Source organism: Candidatus Binatus sp., assembly GCF_036567905.1.
In the GTDB taxonomy this organism is placed as follows: Bacteria; Desulfobacterota; Binatia; order Binatales; family Binataceae; genus Binatus.
On sequence record NZ_DATCTO010000040.1, the window covers coordinates 1 to 5,241 of the forward strand.

Annotated in this window: 5 protein-coding genes; 2 read left to right on the forward strand and 3 right to left on the reverse strand. The window is 61.7% G+C overall.

What is annotated here, in order from left to right:
* Positions 1–150: 150 nt before the first annotated feature.
* The 3 genes from trmB to VIO10_RS06270 form a co-directional block, all read right to left on the reverse strand.
* Positions 151–804: a hypothetical protein gene (gene trmB, locus VIO10_RS06260; protein WP_331961010.1), complete on the reverse strand. Its 654-nt coding sequence runs from the start codon at positions 802–804 to the stop codon at positions 151–153.
* A gap of 247 nt (positions 805–1,051) precedes the next feature.
* Complete coding sequence (hpaB, locus tag VIO10_RS06265; protein ID WP_331961013.1) at positions 1,052–2,497, reverse strand: 4-hydroxyphenylacetate 3-monooxygenase, oxygenase component; 1,446 nt, start codon at positions 2,495–2,497, stop codon at positions 1,052–1,054.
* 87 nt (positions 2,498–2,584) lie between these two features.
* Entirely contained in the window at positions 2,585–3,481 is an 897-nt protein-coding gene (locus tag VIO10_RS06270; protein ID WP_331961016.1) for a hypothetical protein, read from the reverse strand.
* Between the two features lie 155 nt (positions 3,482–3,636).
* Between VIO10_RS06270 and VIO10_RS06275 the strand changes: the two genes are divergently transcribed.
* Together VIO10_RS06275 and VIO10_RS06280 are read left to right on the forward strand one after the other, a co-directional pair.
* A complete protein-coding gene (locus tag VIO10_RS06275; RefSeq protein WP_331961019.1) occupies positions 3,637–4,290 on the forward strand; it encodes an LON peptidase substrate-binding domain-containing protein in 654 nt (217 codons plus the stop codon).
* 441 nt (positions 4,291–4,731) lie between these two features.
* Positions 4,732–5,172, forward strand: a complete 441-nt coding sequence (locus tag VIO10_RS06280) for a hypothetical protein (RefSeq protein WP_331961022.1) — start codon at positions 4,732–4,734, stop codon at positions 5,170–5,172.
* The last annotated feature ends 69 nt before the right edge of the window (positions 5,173–5,241 follow it).

Below are 5,241 nucleotides of genomic sequence, written 5' to 3' on the forward strand. Positions count from 1 at the left end.
AAGCGGTCGCGGGCAGCAGCGCAAAAGCCACCAATATCAACAGCAATCGTTTCATCTTAGAGAGACGCAAAAAGGTTAAACAACGCGGTTCCGCATTGCAATCCGCGCCCCAACCCCAATTCGGGGCATGGCGGCAATAACCGAGCAGATTCAGGGACTTGTTGAATTGCGCGGCTTGCGAAACGAGGCTGAAAAAACCGCTTTGCCCGCAGCTACGTACTTGCGCGCGAACCCGGTTCGATCCGCGCCGGGCGCAACCTCGATCGCGCGAATGAACCCCGCCGCGAGCATCATCGGGAAGATCTCGGCCGCGTAATCGCGCACGTCAGTTGCGACGTAGGCGGCGGCGCCCGGCTCGACGGTGCGAAACAGGCTCGCGGCCAGCGTCGGCGTGAACAGCCGATGCTTGACGTGGCGCTCCTTGGGCCAGGGGTCGGGATAGTAGATATGGTACGCGCTCACGCTCGCGTCCGGGAGCATCAGATTGACCAGCGTGCGCGCGTCCATTCGCACGACGCGCAAATTGTCGAGTCCCGCGCGCCCGCATCTCACCGCCAGCACGCGCGTGACCGTCGCGGAGAGTTCCACCGCGATAAAGTCGCGCTCTGGAAATTGCGCGGCGTGCTCGATAATGAATTCGCCCTTGCCCGCGCCGATCTCGATTTCGACCGGCGCGCGACGGCCGAAAATCGCCGGCGGATCGATAGTGAAAACGCGGTCGTCAGGCGTGATTAGCGCGCGCTGGCCAATTTCGCGCGCCTTGGGATTTCCCCAGATTCGCGCCGCCTTTCTCAATCTCGCCATCAGCAGGGGTGACCCCTGCACCCAATGTTAAAACAAAGATGCGGGCTTGGGCAGGGGTGACCCATGGCAGGGGTGACCCCTGCACCCAGTGAAAAGTGAAAGGAGAAAAGAGAGCGGGAGCCTCGCCTGCCGGCCGCGCCTTCGCAGTCGGTAAGCTGCGGAAAAAGATCCGGGGTCCCTCGGCGGAGCCTGCCCTGAGCGAAGTCGAAGGGCTCGGGACGGCGGAAAAGAACTCGGGATGACACGCTCAGTCGGGGCGCTTCAAGAAAGCCCGCACGCGATCGGCCAGCGGTTTCAGGTCGGTGTTATCGACCAGCGCACTCGCCATCGTGACCGGATCGCCGAAGAAAAAACGCTCATAAAGAACTTGCCGGCCGCCGAACGCGCTGCACGCGACCTCCCACGCCAATCGATAAAGCGCGACGCGCTCTTTGGCGGGCGAATCGGCGGCTGCGAAGTAGCGCTCGATATCCGGCAGCTCGGCGGGATTTGCGAAGTCGCTCGCCGACGGTGTCGCCATCAGTGAACTCGAGCTGTTGAGCTGGATAATCTCGACCATGCGCGGATACAACCGCGGGAAAAGATTGCGCGCGGTGTCCAGCGGCGCTCGCGCCGGCGTGAACACGCCCCACTTGTCCGGCGCGGCGTCAGCTTCGGCGGCGCGCAAGCAGGCGCGCATCGTCTCGGTGGTCATGATCATCTCGGCCAGCCGCTCGCGAACGTGCGGCAACGCCGTCGCGTCGCCGGCCTCGGCGATTCGCGCCGCCAGTCCGAGGATGAACTCGCTCTTCGCGACATTTTTCACAACCACCTGGTGCATCATGTGAACGACCGCGCCGGTGCCCGCATACAGCGCGTTGCATCGCGCGACGTCACCGCACAGGAACACGCGCTCCCACGGGACGAGCACGTTGTCGAACACGACCACCGCATCCATTTCGTCAAACCGCGACGCGAGCGGATGGTCGAAGCGCGAACGGCCCACGTCGCAGGCGTCGCGGCAGATGAACTTCAGGCCCTTGGCGTTGCACGGGATTGCAAACGACAGCGCGAACGGCTCCGCCGCCGGCTCGGCCTTCAACACGGTCGAGGGGAACACGAGGATTTCCTCGCAGAGCGGCGCCAGCGTCGCCAGCATCCGGCAGCCGTTGACGATAATGCCGTCGCTGGTCTTTTCGACGAGCTTGAGCGCGAGGCCGGCGTCGGTATGTCCGGCCCATCCTGCGGCGCGGCTGGCGCGCGGGTTTACCAGGGTATGGGTGGCGCACCAATCGTGACGGCGCGCTTCGATATAATAATTCCAGATGTTGTCGCCGTAGCGCGCATCACTTTCACCGAAAAAGGAGCGCGCCGCCGCCATCGCCGCGAGACTGACGTTTAGGTAATCCGGCGTGCGTCCGAGCATCCCGCATCCGAAGTCCGCCCAGGTCTTCATCATCCGCGCGCGCTTGCGCAGGTCGTCGGCGTTTTTCGGGATTATGAACGACATCCCCGCGCGGCCGCCGTCGTCGGTGCGAAACGTCATGGTTTCGGGATGCTCCAGCTGCATGTCGTAGAGCGAGGCGACCGAGCGCGCACAGTTGGCAAACGCGGAATGGGCGGTAACGTCGCCGGCGCGTGCGCCCCCGATCCAGATTTCCGCGCCGAGCTTTTTCAGCGACGACAGATAGTTGTTGCCCGAGCGCGCGCCCATCTCAGACGGCCTCGCCGTGACGCGGCGTCACCAGCATCGCCAATATTCCGTGTGCAAGTTTCAACGCGCACCTCCGGCGGTATTGCGCTAGGCAGCGGCGCGCTCGGCTCCGCTGATAGACGCTTGAAAGAAAAAGATTGCCTGGCCGGTTCCGATCGCGGCCTCGTATTTTCCGAACTGCTCGCCGCGCCAGGCCCAGCCGTCGCCACCCATCGCACCGGCCATGGTGATGTAGTGCGAGAAGCGGCCCTCGGGCGAGCAATGCGCGCGATAGTCGTCGGCGGCGGCGAGCACCGCGTCATGCCGCCCGGCCTTGAACCATTCCATGATTTGTTCGTCGTAAAGGCGATTGGCGGTTGAAGCGATATCGTCGGGCGACGCCGATGCGCGGTCGAGAATTCGATCGTAGTCCCATAACTTGTGCGACATCCCGCCCGACGCCACGACCACAACCCGGCGATTCGATTTCCAAATAGCCTGTCCGATCGCGGCGCCATAAGCCAAATCGTTTTTGACCGACGCCGTTTGACACACGCTGACCGAGAGCACCCGGCGGCGCGCCTCGTGATTGAAATAGTGCATCACGTTGAGCGTGGGATAGTGCACCGGCAAGTTGTGATGCGCCGACGCAATCGCGCGAATCCCGCGCTCGCGCGCCTCGATCTCAACTCCGCGCGCAAGCTCAGGGTCGCCCCGGTAGTCATATTCGAGGTCATGCAGCATCGCCGGCAGTTCTTCCGAGGTAAACACACCCGACAGCCGCTCGTGCGCATTGAGTACGTACTCCAAAGTCGAGAGCCAGTGAGTATCGATTAGCAAGAAAGTGTCGAATTCGAGATGACGCAGGCGCTCGCGCTCAAGCTTCGGCATCGCCTCATAAAAGCTCGTCACGTGACGGCCCGCGTACGCCCGGCGCGCCACCGGATCGGCGATCATCAGCCGTGGTACGTGCGTGGTGAATACGGCAGCGACGGCCTTACCCATCATGCTCCTCCTCGAAGTCGTGGATCGTCTGGCTGAAACATAGCAAAACCGCGCGCCGGTGGTATCTCCGCCGCGATCGGACCGCCGCCGCGACGCTTTTCCTTGACGCTGGATCGTAACGGCCCTAATTTGACTAGCAGGCGCCGACCACAAACGTGGCTGCATTACCCACTATCATTCCTATCTTTCCGTTGCCGAACCTCGTGTTGTTTCCCGGGTTGAGCGTACCTCTGCATATTTTCGAGCCGCGCTATCGCGAGATGATCGCCGACGTCGCCGACTTGCACGGGATGATCGGGATGGCGCTGCTCAAGGGCGACCGGCAACGCGACTACCACGCCTTTCCGGATATTTTCGAGGTCGGATGCGCGGGAAAAATCGGCAGTCTCATCAAGCTTGCCGACGGACGCTACAACCTGGTCCTCGAGGGCGTTGGCGAGTTTCGCATCGTGCGCGAAATTCGCGATCGCTCGTATCGGCAGGCGGAGGTGAATTGGTGTCCGGTTCGGCCCGACGCGCTCGATTGCGACGCCGAGACGATGGATGCGCTGCGCGAGATGCTGTTCAGCTATCTGGGCGAGGCCGCGCATGAGGCTTGGCGCGCGATCGTTGAGCAGCGCGGCCTGCGCGGCGCCGCGCTGATCAACTTCCTGTGCTTTCATCTCGACGTCACGCCGCTCGAGAAGCAAACGATGCTCGAAGCGCTTACGCATCGTGTTGATTGCCTGCTCGACGTACTGACCTTCAAGCTCGAGGAGCGCAAGCGCGGGCCTGCGGGCACCAGTGGCGGGCCCGACACCGTCCAATAGCGGTATTGCACGGAACCGAATTGCTCTGATCTGGCTAGCGGGTTCTGAATCCGGCTTTCCAAATTCCCTCATAGCGCCTTAAAATCCGGGGCATCAGGGGGTAGCCTGCTTATGGCACCTGAGCGACAAATGACGGACGGTCTGTGGCCAAATCGTAGCGCATGTCGCAAATGAGCAGGCTCGCGGCCAGAGGCCGCATAATTCGCATATTGCGAAGCGATTTGCGAAAAAATGGCTGATAGTGGGGCTTCTCAATCACTGGAAATCCGACTCAGCGCTCACGAGGCCTTAAGCTGTCAGCTAAATTAGTATTAGGGCACTTGCCTATGAATTCGGCATGATCATTGCGTATCTAGCTGTCGAACGACCAAAAGTCGGAATCCCGACGCCGAACGCCGTACTAAGCTCGATGCAGGCGCTGTCGGGTGAGGACAAAGTACGATGGAATGGGAAAATAGCGCTCTAGGAAATCTATTCGTGCCAGACGTTCTGACGCCTGAGCAGTTTTACGACAGTCGGCGCGACGATAGTAACATCCGGCCCGTCAAGAAGCTGATGATGGCTATTCTGGAGGACGCCCTTCGATGCTTCCAGAATAACGCCGACGCTAAGGGCGGACCACGCAAGCGCCTTTTCAGCGAGGCCGAGCAGTGGCTAATCGGGGAAGGGGGAGAGGGACCCTTCTCGTTCGAGACGGTCTGCGAAACGCTGGGGATCGAACCGCAATTTCTGCACAGGGGTCTGCGCGACTGGCGGATTCAGCAGCTTGCAGGCGAATCCACGCGGCGCTTGGCAAGGCGCTCGCCAGTGGTCCGCAGCGGCCGTATAAGTGCACCCGGACGTCACGATGCAAAACGCACGGCGACGGCCCAGGCTCGCTAGAAACCTTCCCACGGCGCGATTCGCGACGCACTGAGGTTACGCAAAATAGAAAGGCGGCGCGGCATCTTT

What these genes read in the sequence shown, in the direction of transcription:
- trmB (WP_331961010.1), bottom strand. Translation starts at nt 804, where the DNA reads ATGGCGAGATTGAGAAAGGCGGCGCGAATCTGGGGAAATCCCAAGGCG.
- VIO10_RS06270 (WP_331961016.1), bottom strand. Translation starts at nt 3,481, where the DNA reads ATGGGTAAGGCCGTCGCTGCCGTATTCACCACGCACGTACCACGGCTG.
- VIO10_RS06280 (WP_331961022.1), top strand. Translation starts at nt 4,732, where the DNA reads ATGGAATGGGAAAATAGCGCTCTAGGAAATCTATTCGTGCCAGACGTT.
- hpaB (WP_331961013.1), bottom strand. Translation starts at nt 2,497, where the DNA reads ATGGGCGCGCGCTCGGGCAACAACTATCTGTCGTCGCTGAAAAAGCTC.